Source organism: Rhizobium sp. WSM1274 (genome assembly GCF_025200775.1).
Lineage (GTDB): Bacteria > Pseudomonadota > Alphaproteobacteria > Rhizobiales > Rhizobiaceae > Rhizobium > Rhizobium leguminosarum_I.
On sequence record NZ_CP104138.1, the window covers coordinates 40,194 to 64,650 of the forward strand.

The following is a 24,457-nucleotide window of genomic DNA, read 5'->3' on the forward strand; positions in this document are numbered from 1 at the left end:
GAGGCCCGTTCCGAATGCCTTCAGGATTTCGATAAGATTTTAGCGGCCGGCCTTTTTTGGCAGCAGCAGCTCGTCGAGAATGACGCAACCGGCGCCGATGGTGATGAAACTGTCGGCGAGATTGAAGACCGCGAAGGACCAGCTCTCGGTGTAGAAAAGAATGTAATCGATCACATGTCCATAGGCGAAGCGGTCGACGAGGTTGCCGATCGCGCCTGCGATGATCAGCGCATAACCGAGATGAGCGATCCAGCGGTCCTTCGCCGTGCGGTGCCACAGCCAGATGACGAAGGCGACGATGACGAGCCGCATGCCGACGATGAACCAGCCGTCCATGCCAGACAGCATCGAAAAGGCGACGCCGAGATTGTAGGTGCGGTAGAGCGCCAGCATCGGAATAACCGGCACCGCCTCCTGCAGCGGCAGGTAATGATCAACGGTGATCTTGACGACCTGGTCGATGAGAACGGCGACGACGATGAAGAAGAGGATCGGTGCCGGCCGCGAAAACAGCGCGGGGTGTGCATGCGTCTGTTCGGTCATTTGCCCTCGGCAAGTGAGAGGAGATGGCGGCGCGCCTCGAAAAGCATGACGGCGGTAGCGACGGCGAGGTTCAGCGAATCGGCGCGGCCCTGCTGCGGAATGCGGGCAAGCGCGTCGGCCTCCCTGGCCAGCTGCTCGGGCAGGCCGGATTGTTCGTTGCCCATCAACAGCACGACCGGCTTTTTCCGGTAGTCGATCGTCCGGTAATCGACCGCGCCGGCAAGATGCGTCGCGACGACGGAAACGCCGGCCGATTTCCGCCAGGCGATGAATTCCTCCGGTGTCGCCCGCGCGACCGGAACGGCAAAGACCGAGCCCATGGTGGCCCGCACGGTTTCGAGCGAAAAAGGGTCGGTCGTTTCTCCTAGAAGAATGATGCCGGAAGCGCCGGCCGCATCGGCCGTGCGGATGATGGTGCCGAGATTGCCGGGGTCACGCACCCGGTCGAGCGCCACCCATGTCTCGCCCTCCCTTGGCCGGATACCCTTGAGCGGTGTCCAGCGCTGCTCGAAGATGCCGACGACCATTTGCGGATTGTCGCGGCGGGTGATCGAGGCGATCACTTTTTCGCTGACTTCGAGCACCAGCCCGCCCGAGGCGACGGTCCTTGCCGCCATCTGCTCGACCAGCGGCTTGCCTTTGGCGGCCTTGGCATAGACCAGCGTGCGGATCGCCCAGCCGAGTTCGATCGCATCGATGACGAGCTTCAGCCCTTCGGCGAGGAAAGTGCCGCTTTCCTCGCGCGACTTCTTGTTCGTCAGCGCCTTGATGTCCTTGATGATCGGATTGGCAAGTGAGGTGACTTCCTTCACCTGCCCGACCCTGCGCGGCCCCTGATCGTGGAAGTCCTTGCTCATTTCGGCACCCAGCGGGAAAAGAGGGAGGTGGAAAGCGCGCGGCCCTGCGTCCTGCCGTCGGTGCCGGCTTCGCGAATCACCAGCTCGCCGGATTCGACCACGCCGCCGGCGCCGCGCATCGTCTCGCGCATCAACTCGTGGATCGAATAGAAGCTGGCGCGGATCGAATAGGCCGTCAGCACCAGGCCCACTGCCTTTGGCGACAGGATCTCGCGGCAGACATCGAGCATCAATGGCAGATGCTCGAAGAGGTGCCAGACTTCGCCATTGGGGCCGCGGCCGAATTTCGGCGGGTCGGTGAGAATGATATCGTACTGGCTGCCGCGGCGTTCTTCGCGCAGGATGAATTTCATCGCATCCTCGCAGATCCAGCGGATCGGCAGTTTCTCCATGCGCCCGAGCGCCTGGTTTTCCCTTGCCCAGCCGATCGCCTTCTTCGAGGCGTCGACATGGGTGACCTCGGCGCCGGCTGCGGCGGCGACAAGCGAGGCGACGCCGGTATAACCGAAGAGATTCAGCACCTTCAGCGGCCGGCCGGCCTTTTCGGCCTGCTCCTTCATCCAGCTCCAGTGGACGATCTGCTCGGGAAAGACGCCGACATGACGGAAGGAGGTGAAGCGACCGAGGAAATCGACGCCGAGCAGATTGAGCGGCCAGGTCTCGCCGAGCGCCTCTTTCGGGAAGCGCCAGCGGCCCGTGCCTTCCTCGTCGGTGTCGCCGGTGAAGACGGCATCGACCTTTTCCCAGACTTGGGGCGCCAGCGAAGGCCGCCACAGCGCTTGGGCCTCGGGGCGGATGATGCGGTAGGGGCCGTATTGCTCGAGCTTTTCGCCGTTGCCGCTGTCGATCAGGTGGAAGTCGCCGGCCCCGAGCGATTCGAGGATGACGGGCACGCGCTCCGTCGGACGCTCGCCGCTGCGTGTCATCAGCGGACGCACGACGGCGGCAGGCAAGGCAGCCTCGCGCGCCGCCTCGCGGGTTGCCGCGGGCCGCGCGGCCGGCTTTGGCGGCCGGCCTGCCCGATCGTCCCTGCGGCTTTCACCGGAAGGACCTGATGTTTTTTTCTGGCCCGGCCGGCCTTCTCTTTGTTTCAACGTGCTCTTCCGCATCTCTGTCGGGGTGGCTTATCGGCTTTGCGTCCGCTACGGCGCCGTGCGTCTTTTGAGACGCGCAAAGGACGCTGCAGCACTTGAATTATGCAGTAGCGCAGAAAACCGTGCCGGATCAACTGCGCAGCCGACCTGGCCCGGGCAAACGACAGGGTCACCCGGGGCGGCGCCTATTTCAAGCCCTCGAAGGTCTGTGTGCGAAGCCAGCTTTCCGCCGCATAGAGAGCTGCGACATGCATCGATTGCATGATGACGGTGCCGGACTGCAGGTCGCTCAGGATGGCAGCGAGATCGGCAAACAGCAGGTCGACCTTCTCGCCGGGGTCGAATGCCGGTTTGCCGACCTTGCTCAGGCCGAGCGCCAGCCAGCTCGTCACCACATTGCTGTGGTTGGCGGCATTCGGATAGGAGGTGAGCAGCTTGACGAAGCTCGAGGCTTCATAGCCGGTCTCTTCCCGCAATTCGCGCCGTGCCGCCGCCATTGCCGCATCGCCGGTCTTGCTATCGCCGGGTTCGACGCCGCCGGCGACGAGACCGGCCACGATCTCGCCGCGGCCGTGCCGGTATTCCCGCGTTAGCAGCACGCGCCCGTCGGGCATCAGCGGAATGACGTTGATCCAGTCAGGATAATCGAGCACATGGAATGGCGCGATGACGGTTCCATCGGCAGTGACGCAATCGTCGCTCCGGACCCGGATTCAGCGATCTTCACAGGTGATGCGGCTTGCCGTCACACTCCACGGCTTCAGTTCGTCGTTCATCGGCCCATCCCCTATGTGTGTCAAATATGTGCCAGGTCGGAGCCCGGCAGATACCATTCCGTCCCGCCTTGGCAAAGCGCTTTCCCGCTGGGATAAGATGAACCGATCGGAGATGGGGCAATCGAATGGATTTCACCGGCGAAGAACGCATCGCCGCGCCGCGGGACGTCGTCTGGGCAGCGCTCAACGATCCCGAGATCATGCGCGGTTGCATCCCAGGTTGTCAGAGCATCGAGCGGCTGTCGCCGAGCGCTTTCGAGGCGACGATCAAGGTCAAGTTCAGCCTGCTGTCTGCCACCTTTCATGGGCTGCTGACGCTTTCCAATGTGGATGCGCCGAAGAGCTACACGTTGTCGGCCGAAGGCAAGGGCGGTCTTGCCGGCTTCGCTAGGGGCAGCGCCGATGTCGTGCTCGAGGAAAGGGGTGCCGAGACCATACTGCAGTACCGGTCGAAGGCCGAACTCGGTGGCAGGCTCGCCCAGCTCGGTGCCCGTCTGCTCGATTCGACCTCGCAGAAGCTCGCCGAAGGGTTCTTTTCGGATTTCAATGCCGCTGTCGTCGCGAAGATGGCGGCCGGTTAGGCTTGGCGCGGGCTGAGGGTTTGTTTAAATCGACGTCATGACGTGGACCATCAGGCCGCCGCGGGCGGAAGACCAGGAAATGCTCGCGGAGATTTATCTTTCCGTGCGCCGCGAAACATTCGTCTGGGTCGACCCCGGCAAGTTCTACCGCGAGGATTTCGCCGCCCATACGAACGGCGAGACGGTCTTCGTCTGCGCGCATGAAAGCGGCAGCGTCGCCGGCTTCCTGTCGCTCTGGCCGGAGGACGATTTCATCCACATGCTCTATATCAGCCCTGAATTCCAGGGGCAGGGCGCTGGCACGGCGCTGCTGCACGCCCTACCGGAATGGCCGCAACACCGGTACAGGCTGAAATGCCTGGTGAAGAACCGGCGGGCAAAGGCGTTCTACCTTTCCCACGGGTTCCAGGTGACCGGCAACGGCGCCTCGCCGGAGGGTGACTATGAGGAATTGAGCTTTTTTCCGGTTTGAGACGCCGCCAAAACTGGCCGTCGACATGCCAATCCGGCTTTACCGCGCCGGCAGCTGCCCGGCGATTTCCTCGGCACGGTTTTTGTGGCGGTCGGCCTCGCCTTGCCAGCGAATGGCTTCCTTGGCCTCGGTGCGGGCGCGTTTGCGGTGTTTGCCCTGGCTGAACCAGGTGGCGGCCGCACCGATCAGCATGCCTGTGATCAGCGCGATGAACAGGAAGACGAAGAAGGGCGCGGAAACTGCAAGCACTTGGTCTTCGGGCCGGAACGGATTGAAGGCGAGCGTGACGCTCTGCCGGTTGGCGACGCAAAAGACGATGAGGATGACGCCGAGCGGCAGCAGAATCAGCAGGTTGACGATCTTCTTGGCCATTTGAGGTCTCCACGCGGCAGATTGCGCCGGTCTTTTTGCAGGGCGCGTTTCGTCCTTACTGCGCCACGCATCTTTGTGAGAGGCGTAAAATACGATGCGTTGCCAGAATAGGAAAACGGCCCTCGAGTTCAAGTGCGGTTTTGCCGCAGGCGGCTAAAGCGCGTCGCAATCTTTCAGATTTGCTCCGCACGCTTTAGGTCTTTATGTCGATGCATGTCGTTATCGCAAATCCGCTGCACACTTTTGCGCGACATGCTTGAGGAACTGCTCAATCCTCTTCGTCGGCCTGGCCGGGATTGAGCCGCTCGCGCAGTTCCTTGCCGGTCTTGAAGAAGGGAACCCACTTCTCCTCGACGAAGACGGTATCGCCGGTCCGCGGGTTGCGGCCGGAGCGGGAAGGGCGGTTCTTGACCGAAAAGGCGCCAAAGCCGCGCAATTCGACACGGTTGCCCGCAGCCAGTGCATCCGTGATCTCGTCGAGAACCGCGTTGACGATATTCTCGACGTCGCGATGATAGAGATGCGGGTTGCGTGCCGCAACAATCTGCACCAATTCGGACTTGATCACATTCGCCCCCTTAAATTATTGATTTCTTATCAATCGTGGCCAACCTGCCAAACTGAAAGCAGCCCGTCAAGAAGCAACTTTGGGGGCAGGATTCCATTGATATCCTGGGTTTTCATGAGATCATCATAACCGAAGATCGTAATCAACCGCGAAACAGCCCCAGCGAGCAGAAAGGGCGTATTGCTCTTCTTGTCCCAGTCCACCATCGGCAGTTCGCCGTCGACGCCGCGCGACTTCAGATAGGCGCGAATCTCAGCCTCGCCGCCAATTGCATCGACGAGTTTCACCTTCAGCGCCTGGCGGCCGGTATAGATCGTTCCGTCGGCCAGTTTCAGCACCTCGTCGCGCGGCAGCTTGCGCCGGTCGGCAACCAGGTCGACGAACCAGTTATAGCTGTCGACCACCATGCTGCGGATCATCGCCTTGGCCTCTTCGCTCGCCTCGTGGAAGGGCGAGGGCTCTGCCTTCAGCGGCGAAGACTTGATCTCCTGCAGCGAGACGCCGATCTTGTCGAGCAGCGGCTGGATCTGCGGATACTGGAAGATGACGCCGATCGAGCCGGTGATCGAGCTGTCGCCGGCAATGATCGTATCGCCGGCGGTGGCGATCATGTATCCGGCGGAGGCGGCAAGCGTGCGCACGTCGGAGACGACAGGCTTCTTGGCCGATATCGCACGGATCGCCTTGAAGATTTTTTCGCCGCCATAGGTCGTGCCGCCGGGCGAGGAGATCGAAATCACCGCCGCCTTCACCTGGTCGTTGGTCTCGACCTTCTTCAGCCGCTCCAGAAGCTCGTCGTCATCGACGATCAGCCCGGATATCGTCACATGGGCGATATGCGGGCGCTGCGTCCCGGCATCGCCGAAGGCAAAGCGGTAGAAGGCGAAACCAAGTGCCACGATGAGGGCCACCGCGAAGAGGCGCCAGAAGCCGAGCTTGCGGCGCAGCCGCCGGCGATCCGCGATGATCGAACTGTCCATGGAAACCTCCAGCGCTGGCACCGGCTTCGGCATGCCGCCGATCAATCCGGTGGAATAAGGTAGCAGCGGCCCGTACGAATGCCACTTTTGAATGTTTTTCCGTTGTGTTGCTTGTTGCAGAAAAAATTCCATATTGGCAAGCCAATGTAATAATGCGAAACGAACTGTGATTGGCGGCCCGCTTTGTTATTGAGGCGCGGCGATCACCGCACATGGACGAGGCCTATGCTCGATACCCTGAAGAACAACGGACATGCCGCCTATTCAGGGTCCGGCAGGAGCGCCTATGGCGACGCGTTGTTCCATTCCGCCCGCGTGCGGCGGCTGAAGATATTGCTGCCGGTGGCGGCCCTCACCATCGCGGCGAGCCTCACGGCGGTGGCGTTGGTCAGCATCTATCTGCCCGAGAATGTCAAGATGGAAGGCGCCAAGATCGAGAACGGCAAGGTCGTGATGGAAAAGCCGGCGATATCAGGACGCAATTCCGACGGCATCAACTATTCGATGCTGGCCGAAAGGGCCCTGCAGGATATCCGCAATCCCAATCTCATCACGCTCGAGACGATCAAGGCCGCCGTGCCGATGAATGACGGCCTGATCGCCCGCGTCGTCGCCTCGACCGCTGATTACAACCGCACCACCGACAACCTGCATATGACGGCCCCCTTCACCCTGGTGCTGAGCAGCGGCCTCAATGCGAATTTCCAGTCCGCGCAGCTCGACATCAAGGGCGGCAACATGCGGAGCGACGACCCCGTCACCATCACCAAGGACAATGCCTCCATTGTTGCGAAGACGCTTCAGATATCCGATAAGGGGCGGGTGATCACATTCGAGGGGAATGTTCGAATGAATGTCGATCCATCCACCATCCATAAACAGGGCACTTAACCAGCCGGGTCATCCATGACAAAAGATTGTCGCATTTCCACTTGCAAGACAGGCATGGCATTCGTTGCCGGCGCATTTGCCCTTATTCTGACGGCCTCGGGCGCGGGTGCGCAGTCGACCACGATGTCGGGCATGAAGCTTTCCAACGACCAGCCGATCCAGATCGAAAGCGACAAGCTTGAGATCCATGACCAGGAACACACCGCGCTTTTCACCGGCAAGGTCAAGGTCGTCCAGGGCACGACGACGATGCAGTCCGGCAAGATGACCGTCTATTACAAGGACAAGGCAGCAAAGCCGGCTGCTGATGGCGCGCAACCCGCCGCCCAGCCGGAGCAGTCGGCCTCGCTTGCATCGGGAAGTGCTGATATCGACAAGATCACGGTGACGGACAAGGTCCTCTTGACCTCTGGCACGCAGACGGCGACCGCCGATGACGGCAATTTCGACATGGCCTCGCAAACATTCATCCTCACGGCAGGTGAAGGGAACAAGGTTATTCTGTCGGACGGGCCGAACGTCTTCACCGGCTGCAAACTGACGGTTCACATGCAGACTGGCCAGGCGGAGCTTGAAAGCTGCGGCGGGCGTGTCCAGATTCAGCTCGATCCGAAATCGAAGCCGAATACACCGCAGCAGAAGCAGAACTGAGAAGCCGGCCTCCCACGTGAAATTATCATCGCTATCCACCATGTTCGGCAAGCCCGGGCCACAAGCTGCGGGTGCCGCCGACAAGAGCCGCTATCAGGGAACGCTGATCGCACGCGGTCTGACGAAGACCTATGCGACGCGGCGCGTCGTCAACGGCGTTTCGCTGGTGGTGCGCCGTGGCGAGGCCGTTGGCCTGCTCGGCCCGAACGGCGCCGGCAAGACCACCTGTTTTTATATGATCACCGGCCTTGTGCCGGTGGATGAAGGCACGATCGAGATCGACGGCAACGACGTCACGACCATGCCTATGTACCGCCGGTCGCGCCTTGGCGTCGGCTACCTGCCGCAGGAAGCCTCGATCTTCCGCGGGCTGACGGTGGAACAGAATATCCGCGCCGTCCTCGAAGTGCATGTGAAGGACAAGGCCGAGCGCGAGCAAAAGCTGAACGAGCTGCTGGAGGAATTCCATATCCAGAAGCTGCGCAAGAGTGCCGCCGTCGCCCTTTCCGGCGGTGAGCGCCGCCGCCTCGAAATCGCGCGTGCGCTTGCGACCGACCCGACTTTCATGCTGCTCGACGAGCCCTTCGCCGGCGTCGACCCGATCTCGGTCGCCGACATCCAGAATCTCGTTCACCACCTGACGGCGCGCGGCATCGGCGTTCTCATCACCGACCACAATGTGCGCGAGACGCTGGGTCTCATCGACCGCGCCTACATCATCCATGCCGGTGAGGTGCTGACCCATGGCCGGGCGAACGACATCGTCAACAATCCGGAAGTGCGCCGGCTCTACCTCGGTGACAATTTCAGCCTCTGATACCGGGCCGCCCGCAGAAATTCACCTTGTCGGCATAGTTCCGCTTGACCAAATCCAATAAAAAAGCAATTTTTGGGCCAACTTGGATTTCCGTGGCCTGAAGCCTTGATCGGACGCGGATTCTCGGAGGAATTGAGGGGAGTTTCGCGTCCGTCATGGCACTGTCCGCCAATCTTTTCCTGCGCCAGACCCAGTCCCTGGTGATGACACCGCAACTGATGCAATCCATCCAGTTGCTGCAGATGACGCATTTTGAACTCACCCAGTTCATCGCCCAGGAAGTCGAGAAGAACCCGCTGCTCGAATTTCCGTCGAATGACGGCGAGGGGGCCGGCGAACACGGCGAATCCGAAGATGGAGAGTACGCTCATCAGCCGGAGGATGCCGGGTCGGATGACGGTTACGACAACCGGACCGAGGCGCTTTCCAGCGACTGGTATGACAATGGCGGCAGCGCCAGCACGAGCCGGCTGAACGACGAACTCGACGCCAATTACACCAATGTCTTTCCTGATGACGGTGCCCCGCAGCGCCTCGATGCGCCGGAGCTCGTCAGCCAGTGGAAGTCGATGCCGGGCAGCGGCGAGGGCGCCGACTACGATCTCGACGATTTCGTCGCCGGCCAGGTGTCGCTGCGCGATCATCTCGCCCAGCAGATCCCCTTCGTCCTGCCTGACATGGCCGACCGTCTGATCGCGCAGAATTTCGTCGATCAGCTCGACGACTGCGGTTATCTGCAGGCCGATATCGTCGAGGCGGGCGAGAGGCTGGGCACGAGCCTCGCACAGGCCGAGCGCGTGCTCGCCACCCTCCAGAGCCTTGATCCGCCAGGTGTTTTCGCCCGCAGCCTCGCCGAATGCCTGGCGATCCAGCTCAGGCAGAAGGACCGATACGACCCGGCCATGCAGGCTCTGGTCGAAAACCTCGAACTGCTCGCCCGGCGTGATTTTGCCACGCTGAAGCGGCTTTGCGGCGTCGACGAGGAGGATCTTCTCGACATGCTCGGCGAGATCCGTCAGCTCAATCCCAAGCCCGGCAGCGGCTTCGAAGCGGGTGTTTCCGAAGCGATCACGCCGGATGTAGTCGTCAGATCCGCCTCGGACGGCGGCTGGCTGGTCGAGCTCAATCCGGATACGCTGCCGCGCGTGCTGGTCAACCAGTCCTATTTTTCCCGTGTGACGAAGAACGGCGAGGACCACGCCTTCCTCTCCGATTGCCTGCAGAGCGCCAACTGGCTGACCCGCAGCCTCGACCAGCGGGCAAAAACCATCATGAAGGTGGCAAGCGAAATCGTCCGCCAGCAGGACGCCTTCCTGCTGCACGGCGTCGATCACCTGCGCCCGCTCAACCTGAAAACGGTCGCCGAAGCGATCAAGATGCATGAATCCACCGTCAGCCGCGTCACGTCGAACAAATATATGCTGACGCCGCGCGGCCTCTTCGAACTCAAATATTTCTTCACCGTCTCGATCAGCGCCGTCGCCGGCGGCGACAGCCATTCGGCCGAGGCCGTGCGTCACAAGATCCGCGCGCTGATCCTGCAGGAGAGCCCGGAGGCGGTGCTTTCCGACGACGATATCGTCGACATGCTGAAGAAGGGCGGCGTCGATCTCGCCCGCCGCACCGTTGCGAAATACAGGGAGGCAATGAACATCGCCTCTTCGGTCCAGCGCCGCCGCGAGAAGCGGGCGCTCGCCAAGGTCGCAGGCTTCTGACGCAGCAATGCTTCGACCTCGATCGAAGCATCCGGCCCGCAAATCCCGCTATTCCTCTCCGGCGCCCCAGCGTCTTTTCAGACGCGCAACGGCGCTGCAACCCTTTGAATTGTCTTCAACGAAATCGAAATGCCGACCATGACGCCGCAAAATCCGAACCTTGCCAGGGAGCTTTTCCTGCTGCTGGTGCTGGCGAGCCTCTGGGGTTCCTCCTATAGCTTCATCAAGATCGGCGTCGAGACGATCCCGCCGATAACGCTGATCGCCGCCCGCACGCTGATTGCCGGCGGCATTCTGCTTGCCGTGCTGCGCCGCCGGCGTGTCCGCCTGCCGCGCGATGGTGCGACCTGGCGCCGGTTTTTCGTTCAGGCCTGTCTGAACAGCGTCGTCCCCTTCACGCTGATTGCCTGGGCAGAACAGTCCGTCGATGCCGGATTGGCGGTGATCCTGAATTCGGCAACGCCGATCTTCACCTTCCTGCTGACCGTGCTGATCACCGGCCATGAGCAGATGACGCTGCGAAGGCTTTTCGGCGTCATCGCCGGGCTTGTCGGCATCTGCCTCGTCATCGGCGTCGAAGCGCTCGACGGTCTCGGCGATAGCCTGATGGCGCAGCTTGCCATCATCCTGGCGACCATCTGTTATGCAGGTGCCGCGATTTTCAGCAAGACCTTCAAGGGGCTCGATCCCGCAGTGCCGGCGGCCGGCTCGTTGATTTCAGGCGCGGTCGTTCTCCTGCCTGTTAGCCTCGTCGCCGATCGGCCATGGGAGCTCAATCCGTCGGCGGCATCGATGCTGGCGCTGCTTGCCCTCTCCGCCTTTTCGACGGCCCTTGCCTTCACGATCTATTTCCGTCTCGTCCAGACGCTGGGTTCGGTCGGAACCACCTCGCAAGCCTATCTCAGAGTGCCGATCGGTGTTGCAATCGGCATCGTCTTTCTCGGCGAAAGGCTGAGCCAGACGGCCTGGATCGGACTCGTCTGCGTCATATCAGGTGTCGCAGCCATGACGATCCCCGCGAGGACGAGCGCAACGCAAGCGCGAGGCGCATAAAGTGGATGGGGTGGCAATCGGCGGCATAACTTTGCCAAGCAAGGTATCGACTACACGTTACCCGGGCGTGGGCGATGGTGATTCTCCGCCCTATTGACTTTTCGGTAGCCTCTGGCTAGAAGCCCGCCGCAATCGATGCCGCGAACGGCATCTGGAGTTATCCCCAGCATCAGAAGGGTACCAAGGACCCGCGGGCCTAAGCCGATCTTGCTTGAGATTGTGCGAAGTGCTTGGATGAACCCGAGGCTTGGCGTAAACTGATACCCGCAAACGACCATAAGAAGGGAAACTCCATGAGTGTGCGTGTATCCGGGAAACATATGGAAATTGGTGAATCCTTCCGTCAAAAGATCGAGGACCAAATTGGTATGGCCATCACGAAATACTTCGACGGGGGATATTCCGGCCAGGTGACCGTGGAAAAGGCGAGTTCCCGTTACTCGGCGGACTGCAAGCTGCATCTCGACAGCGGGGTGGTACTGCATGCGGCCGGCGAGGCGACCGACCCGCAGTTGGCTTTCGACGCCGCCTCCCAGCGGATCGAAAAACGGCTGCGGCGTTACAAGCGCAAGCTCAAGGACCATCACGCCGGAAACCATCTGAATGGTTTTGCAGAGGTCTCCTACACGGTTATGGATTCCGTTCCTGATCACGATGATGAAATCGCCGACGATTTCGCTCCGGCGATCGTCGCTGAAAGCACCAAGCAGCTGAAGACCATGTCGGTCGCCACCGCCGTGATGGCGCTCGACATGACCGACGAGCCGCTTCTCCTGTTCCGCAGCCCCGGCAAGGAACATCTGAACATCGTTTACCGTCGGCACGACGGAAATATTGGCTGGATCGATTCAGCCAGTATCAAAGGCTGAGATCAGCGTGGTGAGCGGCGGTGTTGCCGCCGCTCCTTGCATTTGATCCCGGCGACAGAAGGAAAAAGAAATGGCATTGGCAGATTTGCTCCATCAGGATGCGATCATTCCCGCCCTCAGAGTAAATTCCAAGAAACAGTTGCTTCAGGAACTGGCCGCAAGAGCCGCCAGGATCACCGGGCTTTCCGAACGGGAGATCTTCGACGTTATCCTGCAGCGCGAACGCCTGGGCTCGACCGGCGTCGGCAACGGCATCGCCATTCCCCACGGCAAGCTGGGAAACATCCATTCGATCGTCGGTATCTTCGCCCGGCTGGAGCAGCCGGTCGATTTCGAGGCGCTGGATGACCAGCCGGTCGATCTCGTGTTCCTGCTGCTTGCGCCGGAGGGCGCGGGCGCCGATCATCTCAAGGCTCTGTCGCGGATCGCCCGCGTGCTGCGCGATCACGATCTGGTCGCCAAGCTGCGCGCCACCGATTCCTCCCAGGCGATCTATGCCTTCCTCAACGAAGAGCAGGCGTCGAACGCTGCCTGACGCACGCCGCGCGATAACGCATCTATTCTCGAATGCAAAAGGCGCCTGATCTCTCAGGCGCCTTTTTACATGATGAGGGGTTGAACGATCAGAACTCTTCCCAGCTGTCTTGCGCCACGGCCGCGGACCCGCGCGACGGAACAACGGAGCGACGGACCGCCGGGGAGCGAGGCGAAGGGGCCGCGGCTGCCGGCGCCCGCATCTTTTGTGCGACCGAGGCAAGCGCTGCGGCGTTCCTCGAACCTGAGACATTGAAGCGGGTGGCGAGCTGCTTCAGCGTCTGTGCCTCGTCGTTGAGTGCGACGCTCGCAGCAGTCGCTTCCTCCACCATCGCCGCGTTCTGCTGCGTTACCTGGTCCATCTGGTTCATGGCCTGGTTGATTTCCTTCAAGCCGACAGCCTGTTCGCTGGCCGATGCCGAGATCTGCCGGATGAGGTCATTGATGCCCATCACCTGTTCGGCGATCTTGTGCAGCGTGCCGCCGGCGCGCCCGACGAGATCGACGCCTTCCTTGACCTGGACGGCCGAGGTGTTGATCAGCGTCTTGATTTCCTTGGCGGCATTGGCCGAACGCTGCGCAAGTTCACGCACCTCCTGGGCGACGACGGCAAAACCCTTGCCGGCTTCCCCGGCACGCGCCGCCTCGACACCCGCATTCAGGGCGAGCAGGTTGGTCTGGAAGGCGATCTCGTCGATGACGCCGATGATCCGCGAAACCTCCGTCGAAGATTGTTCGATCCCTTGCATCGAGGCAATCGCCTTCTGTACCACTTCGCCGGACTTTTCCGCATCCTGGCAGGCGAGGTTGACGTTGTCGGCTGCCGTGCGCGCATTTTCTGCGCTGGAATCGACCTGCGCGGTGAGCTCGTTGAGCGCCGCCGCCGTCTCTTCCAGGCTTGCGGCCTGCTGCTCGGTGCGCTTGGCGAGGTCGGAAGCGCTGTTACTGATTTCGCCGGTGCCGGAGCCGATGTTGGCGACGCTGAGGTTCATCGTGTTGATCGTCTCTTCGAGGCTCGCAAGGGCGGCGTTGAAATCCTGTTTCAGCTTGCCGTATTCGCCGGGAAATTCGTCGGTGATGCGATGACTGAGATTGCCCTGCGACAGCGCGGAAAGGCCGGCGCCAACGATCGAGACGATATGGCGCTGCAGCGACACCGATTGCTGGCGTTCCGATTCCGAGCGGCTGCGCTCGGTCTCGGCGGCCTGCCGCTGGTCGGCGGCCTCCTCTTCGAGGCGGCGGCTGTCGGCGAGCGTGAAGCGGAAGCCTTCGAGCGCCTTGGCGACCGAGCCGACTTCGTCGCTGCGGTCCTGGGCGGCGATCGGTTCGCCATATTGGCCGTCGCTCAGTGCCTTGACGCTGGCAACGAGCCCGCCGAGCGGCCGCTGCACGAAAGAGCGGACCGCGAAATAGAGTGCCAGCATGACGGCGCCAAGCACGATCAGCCCGTTGATGATCATCACGTAGGTCTGGTCTCGCACCGGCGCGTTGATCGCCGTGTGCGGCACGTCGACGAGCACGACCCAGGTGGCGTTGACGCCGGGAACCGCGAACGGATAGACGACGCGATCAAAGGGATCGAGGCCGTCATAGGTGAGGTCCCTGACCAGACCGGGCTGCTTGCTTGACAGCGCCGTCTTGACGATGTCGGCGCCCTCGCCGTCATATTCCTTGGTCATAAGGTCGGGGATCGGCGCGACGATCCAGTTGCCGGCCTGCGACAGCAGCGTGACGCGGCCCGAGCCGAACGGATGCAGCGCCTGCAGCTTGTCGGTCAGCGACTTCAGCGAAATATCGACACCGCCGACGCCGATCATCTTGCCGCCAGACATGACCGGATAGGCAATCGAGGTCAGCAGCGTCGGCACGTCCGTTCCCTCGGCCATATAGGGCGTGGTGATCGCGCCCTTGCCGCTGTCGGCGGCAAGCTTCCACCATGCGGCGGTATAATCATTGTCGAAGGTCGAATATTGGATGCCGCCGTCCTTGGTCTTCGACCAGTAGGGCGTGAAGGCGCCGTTCTTGTTGGTGCCTTCGTCATTGTTGTTGGCGATCTCGGTGCTCTTGCCGTCAAGCGCGCCGAGCTTTTCGCAGAACCAGCTACCGAAGGCGAAGGCATTCTGCTCGAGATTGGCCTTCAGTACGTTGATCATGCCCTTGCGGTCGAGCGACTTGCCTTCATGGCCGCGGCCGATGACGCCCGACATGGTGCGAGCGGCGCTGGCGAGTTCGCCGACATTGGCGGCGATTTCATTGGCGATCGATTTCGCTTCGAGGTTGGCCTGATCCATCGTCAGCGTCTGGACGCGATCCCGGGTCTGGCCGATGAGGAAAAAATTCGAAACGATGAGAACAAGCGCGATGGCGATGCCGGTGATGACGATGAGTTTCGCGGCAAGCGATTTCATGCGAAAAATGAACATGGGGTCCTCGGGCAAGGATGCGCCGAACGGGCATTCTCCGGCGCAGGAGCGAAGGCTCGCCCCATCATGGGGCAGCCGCCTACAGCGCCGTGCGTCTTTTCGAGACGCGCAAAGGACGCTGTAGCACTTTGAATGGCTGCATAATTTCATCCTTAAATCGATTCCGATTTAAGGAATTATGCAGTCGACAGCTGGATTCCAAAAGCGCAGGGAACCGGCGGCCACGAGGAACATCGCCGGAAATCTCTTAAATTTGAATGAAACTCGATCGGTCGAGACAAGGAAAACTGCCGGAACGCCCTGAATTACAGGGCGTTTCGCCGGCGGTTTCGCAAAGAGACGCCCCTATATCCTGTCTGCGACTTCCTCGCTCAAGGGGATCGAAGGTTGCGCCCCGGCCTTGAGGCATGCGAGCGAACCGGCAACCGCCGCACGACGCAGCGCCGAGACAAAATCGAGGCCTTCGTCGAGGCTGGCAGCGAAATAGCCGCAGAATGTGTCTCCGGCGCCGACCGTATCGACAGGTTCGATCTTGAGACCCTGCGCTCGTGAAATCGCCCCGTCGCGGATGGCGACGACCCCGTCGGCACCGAGCGTCACGATCAGCGTCTGGCCCGTCTCCGCATGCAGGCGCGCAAGGGCTGCCTCGCGTGCTTGGGCGTCCATGCCCTCCTGTCCGGCAAGCCGCTCGAACTCGGTTTCGTTGGCAATGACGATATCGGCAAGTCGGCCGAGACGCGGCGCATCGGGGATCAGCGGCGCGAGGTTGAGGATGCTGGTGACGCCCTTGGCGCGGGCGGCCGACAGCGCACGTTCGACGGCAGCAGCTGGCACTTCGAGCTGCAGCATCAGGATATCGCCTTCGTTCATGCGGCCGATCGCCGTCTCGGCATCGGCAGGCGTGACCTGGCCATTGGCGCCGGGAACGACGGCAATCATGTTCTCGCCGTCGCCGCCGACAAGGATCAGCGCCGTGCCTGTCGGACCGTCGACATGGTTGATGAGGGAAAGGTCGGTGCCTGCATCATCGAGCAGGGCCAGCGCCTCCGCAGCGAAAGCATCCTTGCCGACGGCGCCGGCCATATGCACGTAGCGGCCGGCGCGCCGCGCTGCCAGCGCCTGGTTGGCGCCCTTGCCGCCGGCGGCCGTCGCAAAGCCGTTGCCGGCCACCGTCTCACCGGGCTTCGGCAGGCGCTCGGTCGTGGCGATGAGATCCATGTTGATGGACCCGAAAACTGTGATCATGAATGTGTCCCGTCTTCTAGAGCATGATGCCGAAAAGTGTGATCGGTTTTCGGCCGACATCATGCTCCTACTGTTTCATGCGGGCGAGACACTGCCCGAAGCGATCACTCCTCGTCAACCACCCGGAGCTTCAGAAGACCGGTGCGGCTTTCTACCGATTTGACCGCGGCCTCGCCGTCGCGGGCGGGGGGTGCATCGCCGCCGCCCGCCTCAAATTCCAGCGCTTCGATCTTGGCGCCGCGTTTGGTCAGCTTGTCGGCCGACGTGACCACCATGTCGATATCCTTCTGCGCCATGGCGAAATGGCCTTGCAGCTTGCGCACCCGCTCGTCGAGGCGGCTGAGATCGTCCATCAGGATTGCCACCTCGCCCTGGATCAGATGCGCCTGCGCCCGCATGCGCTGATCCTTGAGCACGGCCTGGATGACCTGGATCGACAACATCAGCAGCGACGGCGAGACGATGACGATACGCGCGCGGTGCGCCTTCTGCACCACCGGCTCGAAGTGCTCGTGGATCTCGGCGAAGATCGATTCGGATGGCACGAAGAGAAAGGCCGTATCCTGCGTTTCCCCCTGGATCAGATATTTCTCGGAAATGTCTCGGATATGGATTTCCATATCGCGGCGGAACTGCTGGCCGGCGATCTTGCCTGCCTCGGGGCTGCCGGCGTCGCGGATCGCGTTCCAGGCTTCGAGCGGAAATTTCGCGTCGATCACCAGCGGCGGCGCGCCGTTCGGCATGCGGATCGTGCAGTCCGGCCGTGAACCGTTGGACAGCGTCTGCTGGAAGGCGTAGGCGCCCATCGGCAGACCGTCGGCAACAATCGTTTCCATCCTGGACTGGCCGAAGGCGCCGCGCGTCTGCTTGTTGGACAGAATGGCCTGCAGTCCGACGACATCCTTGGCGAGCGTCTGGATATTGTTCTGCGCGGCATCGATGACCGCCAGCCGCTCCTGCAGCCTTTGCAGGTTCTCATGCGTCGATTTCGTCTGCTCGGTGATCGTCGAGCTCATGCGCTGCGACATGCCGTCGAGGCGCTGGCTGATCGTCTGGTTGAGTTCGCTCTGCCGCGCGCCGAAGACCTCGGTCATCGCCGCGATGCGGCCCTGCATCTCGGCCTGGATCTTCAAAAGCTCGGCCATCCGCGCTTCGTTTTCCTCGGCACGAAAGCTCGCTTCCTCCGCCTGCTCGCGGCGAAGGCTGGCGCCGCGCAGCAGAAGCACGATCACTAGCAGGGCGAGGGCGGCGAGAACGCCGCCGGCAAGCGCCAGCATGGCCGGACTGATCGAGGCAAGGGAAAGGGCGAGCGATTCGGAATGGATGGTCATGCGGCAAGCATAACAGAAGAAACGGCGATATATAGATCAAAACGTGAACGGAATGGACGGCGTGCAATATCCTCGCACGCTATCGCTCTTCTCGCTCGGCGAGAAGAAATCGCCGTCCGATTTAACGATTGCTCAACCATATTGGCCAAAACCTGCGGCGCAGAAATTCCGTCCCGCGCCGCGCGCCAAGTACAGAGATCTCCATGACCGCCCAGCAGACCGACAATGCCCTCAGGCAGCGCCTCGATTTCATCGAACTGGATGAGGCGGCGCGCAAGTCGATGCGGGATCTGCGCCCTGTGATATCAGAGCTGATCGGCGGCGCCCTCGACAAATTCTACGCCAAGATCGCCAAGACCCCTGCTGTCGCCGGCTTCTTCGCCGATAAGAATCACGTCGGCCATGCCAAGAAGCGCCAGCAGGATCATTGGGCCAATCTTGCCGGCGGCGCGTTCGATGAGAGCTATGTCAACGGCGTGACCGCAGTCGGCAGCACCCACGCCCGCATCGGGCTGGAGCCGCGCTGGTATATCGGCGGTTACGCCATCGTCATGTCCGAGCTCGTCAAAGGCATCATGGAGAAGCAGTGGCCGTCGATCTTTGCGCGCCGAGAGGGCAAGGCATTGGCCGAGAAGCTGTCAGCCGTCATCAAATCAGGCATGCTCGACATGGATTATTCCATCTCGGTCTATCTGGAAACGCTCGAAGCCAAGCGTCGCGCCTTGGAAGAAGAGCGCGCCCAGGCCGAATCCGACCAGGCGATCGCCCTGGAGCAACTGCGCCGCGGTCTGGAAGCGCTGTCGAAAGGCGATCTTGAAGCCACCCTGCCGTCCGACCTGCCGGGCAATTTCAGGCAGATGGCCGAGGATTACAACCGCGCCGTCAGGGCGCTAAGCCAGTCCTTCGCCTCCGTACGCGAGACCTCGGGCCATATCATGAGCGGCGCCGACGTTATATCCAATGCGACCAACGATCTGGCGCTACGAACCGCCCAGCAGGCGGCAGGCGTCGAGGAGAGCTCGGCCGCCCTGCAGCAGCTGTCTGTCAGCGTCGGCCAGACGGCCGCCAATGCCGAGAAGGCTTCGGCCGCGGTGCGCGAGACGCAAGAGAAGGCGAAGAACTCCGGCGAACTCGTCACCAGCGCCGTTTCGGCGATGGCCGGCATCGAGAAATCCTCGACCGGGATCTCCAAGATCATCGGCGTTATCGATGAGATCGCCTTCCAGACCAACCTGCTGGCGCTGAACGCCGGTGTTGAGGCGGCCCGCGCCGGTGATGCCGGCAAGGGCTTTGCGGTCGTCGCCCAGGAGGTCCGCCAGCTCGCCCAGCGGACCGCGGAAGCGGCCAAGGAGATCAAGAACCTGATCTCGCAGAGCTCGACCCAAGTCAACGAGGGCGTCGGCATCGTCTCCAGCACCGGTGAGGCGCTGAGCGATATGATCAGCCGCATCGATATCATCAACCGTTTCGTCGCCGATATCGCCGCGGCTGCCCGCGATCAGGCGACCGGCGTCAACGAGGTCAGCCTCGCCGTCCGCAACATGGGTGTGATCACCCAGCAGAATTCGGACATGGTCGAGCACTCCTCGGCGGAAACCCGCCGGCTCAAGGATGAGGTGGAGAGCCTGATTGAGCTGCTGCGGCGCTTCCGCGCCCGGCCGGAGGGACGTTCCGCCGGTGCTGCTCGACGGGCTGCTTGAGGCCAATATGGCAAAATTCCAGGCGGGGATGCAAAAAAGCGTATTCCCCGCCTGCCGGATAATTCCATAGTCGGAAAAGATGGGTTATGGGAACGCCATGACCATCAAGCCACTCATCATTCTTCCCGATCCCGTTCTCCGCCAGCTGTCCAAGCCGATCGAGCGGGTGGATGCCGACCTCCAGCGTCTTGCCGACGATATGCTGGAAACGATGTACGACGCGCCGGGCATCGGCCTTGCCGCCATCCAGATCGGCGTGCCGCGCCGCATGCTCGTCATCGACATCTCGCGCGAGGGCGAGGAAAAGCAGCCGCAGGTCTTCATCAATCCGGAGATCCTGACATCCTCCGACGAGCGCTCCGTCTATGAGGAAGGCTGCCTTTCGATTCCAGACTATTATGCCGAGGTCGAACGCCCGGCCACCGTCTCGGTCAAGTATCTCGACCGCAACGGCAAGGAACAGACCGTGGAAGCCGACGGCCTGCTCGCCACCTGCCTGCAGCACGAGATCGACCACCTGAACGGTGTGCTCTTCATCGATCACATATCGCGGCTGAAGCGGGAGATGGTGATCAAGAAATTCACCAAGGCAGCGAAGTCCAAGGCGCTCTGACGCTGCGTTGAAAATTTGCCGGCGAGGCACTATGATATCACTGATATCATGACGGAGGTGCCGAATGGGTGATTTTCTGATCAGAAATATTTCCGAGGCAATGAAGCGAGACATTGCGGAATCGGCGCAGCGGAGCGGAAACAGCCTTTCTGACGAGGCCAAGGAGCTTTTGCGGGAAGCGCTGAAAAGAAAAACCGAAGCAAAGCAAGAGACTTCGTCGGCCTATGAAGCGATACGCGCCGCTTTCGTCGGCGAAAACGCGGTAGACGATGAATTCGCTGCAATCATGGACGAAATCGAGGCGGCGCGGAAAAACGATTTCGGCCGGCCGTTCGAGGATTTCGAATGATCGTTCTCGATACGAATGTGATTTCCGAGTTCGCCAGGCCATTGCCGAATGAAAACGTGAAGGCCTGGATACTGCGGCAGGATGGTTCGAGAATCTGGCTTTGCACGGTTGGCTTGATGGAGCAGATTTACGGAGCCGAAAGGGTTTTCTTGAAGACAGGATCGGACCGCTTCTCTCGCGCGATCGAGAATTTGGTGAAAGGCCAGTTTCGCGATCGTATCGCCGGCTGGGATTTGGAAACGGCCATGGCAACCGGTCGCTTGCGGGCGAAACGCGAGAACATGGGACGGCCGATTTCGGTCCAGGATGCCGTGATTGCCGCCATCTGCCTTGCAAACGGCGCGACGCTTGCGACCCGCAACACCCGAGATTTCGAAGGGCTTGATCTCAAGCTCGTAAACCCGTTTGAAGACGGTTGATCCTCAATTGGCGAGATAAAATGTCTCTTCGCATCATCTTCATGGGAACTCCGGAGTTTTCGGTTCCGACCCTGCGCCTGCTCGTCGATGCCGGCCACAGGATCGTTGCGGTCTATACGCAGCCGCCGCGGCCGGGCGGGCGGCGCGGGCTCGATCTGCAGAAATCGCCGGTGCACCAGGCGGCCGAACTGCTCGGCCTGCCGGTCTTCACCCCGGTCAATTTCAAGGACCCCGAGGAGCGCGAGAGGTTTCGTGCTTTCAATGCCGATGTCGGCGTCGTCGTTGCCTACGGGCTGCTGCTGCCGGAAGCGATTTTGAACGGGACAAGGGATGGCTGTTACAACGGTCATGCCTCGCTGCTGCCGCGCTGGCGCGGTGCGGCACCGATCCAGCGGGCGATCATGGCCGGCGACGCAAAGACCGGCATGATGGTGATGAAGATGGACAAGGGTCTGGATACCGGCGCCGTCGCACTCACCCGCGAGGTCGAGATCGGTCCGAACATGACCGCTGGCGAGCTGCACGACCGGCTGATGCTGGTCGGCGCCAAGGCGATGGCGGAGGCTATGGTGAAACTCGAGATGAACGACCTGCCGCTGACGCCGCAGCCGGAAGACGGCGTGCTTTACGCCGCCAAGATCGACAAGGCCGAGACCCGCATCGATTTCGCCCGCGATGCGCGGGATGTGCACAATCACATCCGCGGCCTCGCGCCGTTTCCGGGGGCCTGGTTCGAGCTGGAGATCGGCGGTAAGTCGGAACGGGTAAAGGTGCTGGGGTCCGAACTGGCTGAAGGTCAGTGTGCGGCCGGGCAACTGCTGACGGACGATCTCGTGGTTGCCTGCGCTTCGGGTGCTGTGCGGCTGACCAGGCTGCAGAAGGCCGGCGGCAAGCCGCTGGCGGCGGCCGACTTCCTCAGGGGCACGCCGCTTGCGGCGGGCACGAGGCTTAGCTGATGCCGCGTTTCCGCATGACCGTCGAATATGACGGCGGCCCCTATGTCGGCTGGCAGCGGCAGGAGAACGGCCCCTCGGTGCAGGGCGCGATCGAGGCGGCGGTGCTGTCGCTGACCGGCGAGACGGTCTCGGCGCGCGGCGCCGGACGCACCGATTCCGGCGTCCACGCCATTGGGCAGGTGATTCATGCTGATCTTTCGAAGGACTGGTCGCCCTACCAGCTGCAGAATGCCTTGAACGCGCATCTGAGGATTGCCGGCGAGCGTGTCTCCATTCTCGACGTCGAGGTGGCTCCCGAATTCTTTGATGCGCGCTTTTCGGCGCTACGGCGCCATTACCTCTATCGCATCGTCAGTCGCCGGGCGCCGTTGGCGCTCGAAGCCGGCAAGGCCTGGTGGGTGCCGAAGGTGCTCGATCACGAGGTCATGCACGCCGCCGCCCAGCGGCTGGTCGGTCGGCACGATTTTTCTACCTTCCGCGCCGCCCATTGCCAGGCAAACAGCCCGGTGCGAACGCTCGACCGGCTGGATGTGACGCGTAACGGCGAGCTGATCGAGATCCGCGCCACGGCGCAGAGTTTCCTCCACAATCAGATCCGTTCCTTCGCCGGCACGCTGAAGCTTGCCGGCGAAGGCAAGTGGACGCCTGATGATGTCGAGGCAGCGCTTAAGGCGCGCGACCGCAAGGCCTGCGGCCCGGTGGCGCCGCCGGACGGGCTCTATTTCATGCAGGTGGATTATCCCGACGTGATTCCCGACCGCCGGAGGCCGGTCACCGTTAATGATGACGGTGCCGATGAAAGCGATGATCTATCGGAGGCTTGATCAGGCAGGATAGATGCCGAGGAAGTGCTGCAGATATTCCGAAAGGATCATCGATGGCACGAGCAGCACCAGTGTCATCGCGCCGACCATCAGCGCATGACCGTGACAGATCATCCGGAGAATGCGCGCCAGCACGAAGACCTGCGCTAGCATGAAGGCGAGCAGCAGCAGCGAGACGAGGCCGACGGAGCCGGGCAGGAAGAACACCAGCGCCAGCAGCAGCCCGTTGATATAGGAGAGCGGCACGCCGAGCCAGTTGACGCTGACGACGACCGGGGCGAAACGCTCGCCCATGCGAAAAGCAAGCAGCAGCAGCCCGGCAAAGACCAGCGGCACGAACCAGTTGGCGACCTCGACGAGGCCGAGCCTGAAATAGAAGGCAAAATCGACATCGGCTTCCGGCGGCATAGAGCGCAGGAAGGCCTGCCGCCACCAGAGCCAGGAAATGCCCATCGGCGGCAGGCACCAGGCCATCGCCCAGAACGAGCGGTTGACGCCGCGCTCGGACATGTCGAGGTAGCGGAAGCCGCGCGAATCCAGCCGGATCAGCAGCCAGAGGCCGGCCAGGTAATACTGAACCTCTCTAAAGCCCGGCATTGGCGAACCAGCGGGCGATGAAGGTTTCGTAGATCGCCGTCAGCGTCTCCAGATCGCCGACAGCGACGCGCTCGTCGACCATGTGCATCGTCTGGCCGACGAGGCCGAACTCGACGACCGGGCAGTAATCCTTGATGAAGCGCGCATCCGATGTGCCGCCGGTGGTCGAAAGCCGCGGCGATTGGCCGGAAATGCTTTCGACGGCCGATGACAGCGAGGCGATCAGCGCATTGTTGCGCGTCAGGAAGACATGGCTCGGCCGGTCGGCCCAGACGATATCGTATTTCACCGGGTCGCGGCCCGGCCGCAAGGCGCCATCGCGGGCGGCGGCGTCAAGACGGCGCAGGATTTCGGCCCGCAGCGTTTCGACGGTCCAGCTGTCGTTGAAGCGGATGTTGAAGCTCGCCGACGCCTTGGCCGGAATGACGTTGGTCGCCGGATTGCCGACATCGACCGTGGTCACTTCCAGGTTCGACGGCTGGAAATCGTCGGTGCCGCCGTCGAACGGCGGGTCCATCAGCGCGTGCGTCAGCTGCAGCATGCCGCGCACCGGATTGTCGGCGAGATGCGGATAGGCGGCATGGCCCTGCACGCCGTGAACGGTGATCCTGCCCGACAGCGAGCCGCGCCGGCCGATCTTGATCATGTCGCCGAGCCTGTCCGGATTTGTGGGTTCGCCGACCAGGCAGGCATCCCAGCGCTCGCCGCATTCGGCCGCCCATTGCAGCAGCTTGATCGTACCGTTGATCGCTGGACCTTCCTCGTCGCCGGTGATCAGGAAGGAAATCGAGCCCTTGGGCGGCCCGTTTTTCTCGACATGGCGGGCGACGGCGGCGACAAAACAGGCGATGCCGCCCTTCATGTCGACGGCGCCGCGGCCGAAAAGCTCGCCCTTGGAAATCTCGGCGGCAAACGGCGGATGCGTCCAAGCGGCTTCGTCGCCGACTGGCACGACATCGGTATGGCCGGCAAACATCAGATGCGGGCCGTCCTTGCCGAGACGGGCATAGAGATTTTCGATCTCCGGTGTTCCCTCTTCGCTCGCCTTCACCCTGTCGACCGCAAAGCCGAGCGGCGCAAGCATCGCCTCCAGCGCCGTGAGCGCGCCGCCTTCGGCGGGCGTCACGGAGGGGCAACGAATCAGCATCTGAAGATTGGCGACGGGATCGGTAGCGGTCATAGCGGTCGAACTATCCGGCGGGAATGGCAAAGACATGGCAAGGCGGG

26 protein-coding genes and 1 pseudogene are annotated in these 24,457 nt (G+C 61.9%); 15 read left to right on the plus strand and 12 right to left on the minus strand.

The annotated features are described in order from the left end of the window. Positions 1 to 39: 39 nt before the first annotated feature. The 4 genes and pseudogenes from lspA to N2600_RS00210 all read right to left on the minus strand — a co-directional run bounded on the left by lspA (position 40) and on the right by N2600_RS00210 (position 3,327). A complete protein-coding gene (gene lspA / locus N2600_RS00195; protein WP_017966747.1) occupies positions 40 to 543 on the minus strand; it encodes a signal peptidase II in 504 nt (167 codons plus the stop codon). After that, a complete protein-coding gene (locus N2600_RS00200) occupies positions 540 to 1,400 on the minus strand; it encodes a TrmH family RNA methyltransferase (RefSeq protein ID WP_017966748.1) in 861 nt (286 codons plus the stop codon). Before N2600_RS00200 ends, lspA begins: the two co-directional genes overlap by 4 nt. Continuing rightward, positions 1,397 to 2,494, minus strand: a complete 1,098-nt coding sequence (locus tag N2600_RS00205) for a class I SAM-dependent methyltransferase (RefSeq protein WP_222387260.1) — start codon at positions 2,492 to 2,494, stop codon at positions 1,397 to 1,399. Before N2600_RS00205 ends, N2600_RS00200 begins: the two co-directional genes overlap by 4 nt. Before the next feature lie 185 nt (positions 2,495 to 2,679). After that, positions 2,680 to 3,327: pseudogene (locus tag N2600_RS00210) on the minus strand (NUDIX hydrolase). A 68-nt stretch (positions 3,328 to 3,395) separates the two neighbouring features. Between N2600_RS00210 and N2600_RS00215 the strand changes: the two are divergent. Both N2600_RS00215 and N2600_RS00220 read left to right on the plus strand, forming a co-directional pair. Continuing rightward, positions 3,396 to 3,851, plus strand: a complete 456-nt coding sequence (locus N2600_RS00215) for an SRPBCC family protein (RefSeq protein WP_017966750.1) — start codon at positions 3,396 to 3,398, stop codon at positions 3,849 to 3,851. A gap of 37 nt (positions 3,852 to 3,888) precedes the next feature. Continuing rightward, positions 3,889 to 4,323 (plus strand): GNAT family N-acetyltransferase, encoded by a 435-nt coding sequence (locus N2600_RS00220; protein WP_017966751.1) that lies wholly within the window; start codon positions 3,889 to 3,891, stop codon positions 4,321 to 4,323. 39 nt (positions 4,324 to 4,362) lie between these two features. Here the strand turns inward: N2600_RS00220 and N2600_RS00225 are convergent, their stop codons facing one another. From N2600_RS00225 to sppA, 3 genes are all read right to left on the minus strand, one after another. Further along, the gene (locus N2600_RS00225; RefSeq protein ID WP_017966752.1) at positions 4,363 to 4,695 is read right to left on the minus strand and encodes a LapA family protein; all 333 of its coding nucleotides are present in this window, start codon (positions 4,693 to 4,695) and stop codon (positions 4,363 to 4,365) included. Positions 4,696 to 4,963: 268 nt separating this feature from the next. Then, positions 4,964 to 5,263, minus strand: coding sequence for an integration host factor subunit beta (locus N2600_RS00230; RefSeq protein WP_003544934.1), 300 nt, complete (start codon positions 5,261 to 5,263; stop codon positions 4,964 to 4,966). A gap of 29 nt (positions 5,264 to 5,292) precedes the next feature. Next, positions 5,293 to 6,243, minus strand: coding sequence for a signal peptide peptidase SppA (sppA, locus tag N2600_RS00235; protein ID WP_260297630.1), 951 nt, complete (start codon positions 6,241 to 6,243; stop codon positions 5,293 to 5,295). A gap of 225 nt (positions 6,244 to 6,468) precedes the next feature. Between sppA and lptC the strand changes: the two genes are divergently transcribed. The 7 genes from lptC to ptsN all read left to right on the plus strand — a co-directional run bounded on the left by lptC (position 6,469) and on the right by ptsN (position 12,774). Beyond that, complete coding sequence (gene lptC, locus N2600_RS00240; protein WP_017966754.1) at positions 6,469 to 7,134, plus strand: LPS export ABC transporter periplasmic protein LptC; 666 nt, start codon at positions 6,469 to 6,471, stop codon at positions 7,132 to 7,134. A 15-nt stretch (positions 7,135 to 7,149) separates the two neighbouring features. Then, positions 7,150 to 7,785 carry an LptA/OstA family protein gene (locus tag N2600_RS00245; protein ID WP_017966755.1) on the plus strand — a complete coding sequence of 212 codons (636 nt, stop codon included), beginning with the start codon at positions 7,150 to 7,152 and terminating at the stop codon, positions 7,783 to 7,785. Between the two features lie 40 nt (positions 7,786 to 7,825). Next, complete coding sequence (gene lptB / locus N2600_RS00250; protein WP_020486179.1) at positions 7,826 to 8,602, plus strand: LPS export ABC transporter ATP-binding protein; 777 nt, start codon at positions 7,826 to 7,828, stop codon at positions 8,600 to 8,602. A 155-nt stretch (positions 8,603 to 8,757) separates the two neighbouring features. Beyond that, the gene (rpoN, locus tag N2600_RS00255; protein ID WP_260297631.1) at positions 8,758 to 10,317 is read left to right on the plus strand and encodes an RNA polymerase factor sigma-54; all 1,560 of its coding nucleotides are present in this window, start codon (positions 8,758 to 8,760) and stop codon (positions 10,315 to 10,317) included. 129 nt (positions 10,318 to 10,446) lie between these two features. Next, a complete protein-coding gene (locus N2600_RS00260) occupies positions 10,447 to 11,370 on the plus strand; it encodes a DMT family transporter (protein ID WP_260297632.1) in 924 nt (307 codons plus the stop codon). Positions 11,371 to 11,663: 293 nt separating this feature from the next. Beyond that, a complete protein-coding gene (hpf, locus tag N2600_RS00265) occupies positions 11,664 to 12,239 on the plus strand; it encodes a ribosome hibernation-promoting factor, HPF/YfiA family (RefSeq protein ID WP_017958734.1) in 576 nt (191 codons plus the stop codon). A 70-nt stretch (positions 12,240 to 12,309) separates the two neighbouring features. Then, positions 12,310 to 12,774, plus strand: a complete 465-nt coding sequence (gene ptsN, locus N2600_RS00270) for a PTS IIA-like nitrogen regulatory protein PtsN (RefSeq protein WP_017966761.1) — start codon at positions 12,310 to 12,312, stop codon at positions 12,772 to 12,774. An 88-nt stretch (positions 12,775 to 12,862) separates the two neighbouring features. Here ptsN and N2600_RS00275 read toward each other — a convergent pair whose 3' ends face one another. The 3 genes from N2600_RS00275 to N2600_RS00285 form a co-directional block, all read right to left on the minus strand. Next, on the minus strand, positions 12,863 to 15,196 hold the full coding sequence (locus tag N2600_RS00275) for a methyl-accepting chemotaxis protein (RefSeq protein WP_260297633.1): 2,334 nt from the start codon (positions 15,194 to 15,196) through the stop codon (positions 12,863 to 12,865). A gap of 345 nt (positions 15,197 to 15,541) precedes the next feature. After that, the gene (locus tag N2600_RS00280; RefSeq protein ID WP_260297634.1) at positions 15,542 to 16,441 is read right to left on the minus strand and encodes a ribokinase; all 900 of its coding nucleotides are present in this window, start codon (positions 16,439 to 16,441) and stop codon (positions 15,542 to 15,544) included. 104 nt (positions 16,442 to 16,545) lie between these two features. Continuing rightward, positions 16,546 to 17,772 carry a DNA recombination protein RmuC gene (locus N2600_RS00285; RefSeq protein WP_260297635.1) on the minus strand — a complete coding sequence of 409 codons (1,227 nt, stop codon included), beginning with the start codon at positions 17,770 to 17,772 and terminating at the stop codon, positions 16,546 to 16,548. A gap of 203 nt (positions 17,773 to 17,975) precedes the next feature. Between N2600_RS00285 and N2600_RS00290 the strand changes: the two genes are divergently transcribed. The 6 genes from N2600_RS00290 (at position 17,976) to truA (ending at position 22,633) form a co-directional block, all read left to right on the plus strand. After that, positions 17,976 to 19,472, plus strand: coding sequence for a globin-coupled sensor protein (locus N2600_RS00290; protein ID WP_260297636.1), 1,497 nt, complete (start codon positions 17,976 to 17,978; stop codon positions 19,470 to 19,472). Between the two features lie 97 nt (positions 19,473 to 19,569). Beyond that, positions 19,570 to 20,085: a peptide deformylase gene (gene def, locus N2600_RS00295; RefSeq protein WP_222292507.1), complete on the plus strand. Its 516-nt coding sequence runs from the start codon at positions 19,570 to 19,572 to the stop codon at positions 20,083 to 20,085. A gap of 64 nt (positions 20,086 to 20,149) precedes the next feature. Beyond that, entirely contained in the window at positions 20,150 to 20,434 is a 285-nt protein-coding gene (locus tag N2600_RS00300; protein ID WP_260297637.1) for a FitA-like ribbon-helix-helix domain-containing protein, read from the plus strand. Continuing rightward, a complete protein-coding gene (locus tag N2600_RS00305; protein WP_260297638.1) occupies positions 20,431 to 20,853 on the plus strand; it encodes a type II toxin-antitoxin system VapC family toxin in 423 nt (140 codons plus the stop codon). The genes N2600_RS00300 and N2600_RS00305 overlap by 4 nt, the downstream gene beginning before the upstream one ends. A gap of 20 nt (positions 20,854 to 20,873) precedes the next feature. Further along, positions 20,874 to 21,809: a methionyl-tRNA formyltransferase gene (gene fmt, locus N2600_RS00310; protein ID WP_260297639.1), complete on the plus strand. Its 936-nt coding sequence runs from the start codon at positions 20,874 to 20,876 to the stop codon at positions 21,807 to 21,809. Then, on the plus strand, positions 21,809 to 22,633 hold the full coding sequence (gene truA, locus N2600_RS00315; protein ID WP_260297641.1) for a tRNA pseudouridine(38-40) synthase TruA: 825 nt from the start codon (positions 21,809 to 21,811) through the stop codon (positions 22,631 to 22,633). The genes fmt and truA overlap by 1 nt, the downstream gene beginning before the upstream one ends. Here the strand turns inward: truA and N2600_RS00320 are convergent, their stop codons facing one another. Together N2600_RS00320 and dapE are read right to left on the minus strand one after the other, a co-directional pair. Continuing rightward, complete coding sequence (locus N2600_RS00320) at positions 22,634 to 23,230, minus strand: hypothetical protein (RefSeq protein ID WP_222292513.1); 597 nt, start codon at positions 23,228 to 23,230, stop codon at positions 22,634 to 22,636. It lies immediately after the preceding gene. Next, on the minus strand, positions 23,217 to 24,410 hold the full coding sequence (gene dapE, locus N2600_RS00325) for a succinyl-diaminopimelate desuccinylase (protein ID WP_260297642.1): 1,194 nt from the start codon (positions 24,408 to 24,410) through the stop codon (positions 23,217 to 23,219). Before dapE ends, N2600_RS00320 begins: the two co-directional genes overlap by 14 nt. Between the last annotated feature and the right edge of the window lie 47 nt (positions 24,411 to 24,457).

Bases quoted from the DNA above. Each gene is read 5' to 3' on its own strand.
- lspA (WP_017966747.1), bottom strand. From the start codon at position 543: ATGACCGAACAGACGCATGCACACCCCGCGCTGTTTTCGCGGCCGGCA.
- N2600_RS00200 (WP_017966748.1), bottom strand. From the start codon at position 1,400: ATGAGCAAGGACTTCCACGATCAGGGGCCGCGCAGGGTCGGGCAGGTG.
- N2600_RS00215 (WP_017966750.1), top strand. From the start codon at position 3,396: ATGGATTTCACCGGCGAAGAACGCATCGCCGCGCCGCGGGACGTCGTC.
- N2600_RS00220 (WP_017966751.1), top strand. From the start codon at position 3,889: ATGACGTGGACCATCAGGCCGCCGCGGGCGGAAGACCAGGAAATGCTC.
- N2600_RS00225 (WP_017966752.1), bottom strand. From the start codon at position 4,695: ATGGCCAAGAAGATCGTCAACCTGCTGATTCTGCTGCCGCTCGGCGTC.
- sppA (WP_260297630.1), bottom strand. From the start codon at position 6,243: ATGGACAGTTCGATCATCGCGGATCGCCGGCGGCTGCGCCGCAAGCTC.
- lptC (WP_017966754.1), top strand. From the start codon at position 6,469: ATGCTCGATACCCTGAAGAACAACGGACATGCCGCCTATTCAGGGTCC.
- N2600_RS00245 (WP_017966755.1), top strand. From the start codon at position 7,150: ATGACAAAAGATTGTCGCATTTCCACTTGCAAGACAGGCATGGCATTC.
- lptB (WP_020486179.1), top strand. From the start codon at position 7,826: ATGTTCGGCAAGCCCGGGCCACAAGCTGCGGGTGCCGCCGACAAGAGC.
- rpoN (WP_260297631.1), top strand. From the start codon at position 8,758: ATGGCACTGTCCGCCAATCTTTTCCTGCGCCAGACCCAGTCCCTGGTG.
- N2600_RS00260 (WP_260297632.1), top strand. From the start codon at position 10,447: ATGCCGACCATGACGCCGCAAAATCCGAACCTTGCCAGGGAGCTTTTC.
- hpf (WP_017958734.1), top strand. From the start codon at position 11,664: ATGAGTGTGCGTGTATCCGGGAAACATATGGAAATTGGTGAATCCTTC.
- ptsN (WP_017966761.1), top strand. From the start codon at position 12,310: ATGGCATTGGCAGATTTGCTCCATCAGGATGCGATCATTCCCGCCCTC.
- N2600_RS00275 (WP_260297633.1), bottom strand. From the start codon at position 15,196: ATGTTCATTTTTCGCATGAAATCGCTTGCCGCGAAACTCATCGTCATC.
- N2600_RS00280 (WP_260297634.1), bottom strand. From the start codon at position 16,441: ATGATCACAGTTTTCGGGTCCATCAACATGGATCTCATCGCCACGACC.
- N2600_RS00285 (WP_260297635.1), bottom strand. From the start codon at position 17,772: ATGACCATCCATTCCGAATCGCTCGCCCTTTCCCTTGCCTCGATCAGT.
- N2600_RS00290 (WP_260297636.1), top strand. From the start codon at position 17,976: ATGACCGCCCAGCAGACCGACAATGCCCTCAGGCAGCGCCTCGATTTC.
- def (WP_222292507.1), top strand. From the start codon at position 19,570: ATGACCATCAAGCCACTCATCATTCTTCCCGATCCCGTTCTCCGCCAG.
- N2600_RS00300 (WP_260297637.1), top strand. From the start codon at position 20,150: ATGGGTGATTTTCTGATCAGAAATATTTCCGAGGCAATGAAGCGAGAC.
- N2600_RS00305 (WP_260297638.1), top strand. From the start codon at position 20,431: ATGATCGTTCTCGATACGAATGTGATTTCCGAGTTCGCCAGGCCATTG.
- fmt (WP_260297639.1), top strand. From the start codon at position 20,874: ATGTCTCTTCGCATCATCTTCATGGGAACTCCGGAGTTTTCGGTTCCG.
- truA (WP_260297641.1), top strand. From the start codon at position 21,809: ATGCCGCGTTTCCGCATGACCGTCGAATATGACGGCGGCCCCTATGTC.
- N2600_RS00320 (WP_222292513.1), bottom strand. From the start codon at position 23,230: ATGCCGGGCTTTAGAGAGGTTCAGTATTACCTGGCCGGCCTCTGGCTG.
- dapE (WP_260297642.1), bottom strand. From the start codon at position 24,410: ATGACCGCTACCGATCCCGTCGCCAATCTTCAGATGCTGATTCGTTGC.